Source organism: Vibrio sp. 10N.222.46.A1, from assembly GCF_041473595.1.
Lineage (GTDB): Bacteria > Pseudomonadota > Gammaproteobacteria > Enterobacterales > Vibrionaceae > Vibrio > Vibrio tasmaniensis_A.
In genome coordinates, this window is record NZ_JBFRSN010001731.1 from 1 (window position 1) to 266 (window position 266).

Genomic DNA, 266 nt, shown 5'->3' on the forward strand with positions numbered 1-266 from the left:
GGTCTCCTTCATATCTTTTATATTTTATTACTTCACTATTGATTCTCGATCGAAAAATCTTTCCCATAGCTTCATAGGACTGATCGATTAATTTCAGATGATGATCAGAGTTCTTATATTTTTCTCTCATTAACTGTAAAGAACTTCGTTCATCAAAAGTCAATTCATCCCAAGAAGACTCAGACATATAGCCTTGCTGCATACTCTCAATCCTCACTAATTACCATAATCATGCAAGCACGAACCCGTCCGCTTAACATATCAAA

General features: G+C 35.0%; 1 protein-coding gene. It reads right to left on the reverse strand.

The annotated features are described in order from the left end of the window. A partial coding sequence (locus tag AB4496_RS29060; protein WP_372133589.1) for a hypothetical protein occupies nt 1-202 on the reverse strand: 202 nt, incomplete at its 3' end. Nucleotides 203-266 lie beyond the last annotated feature (64 nt).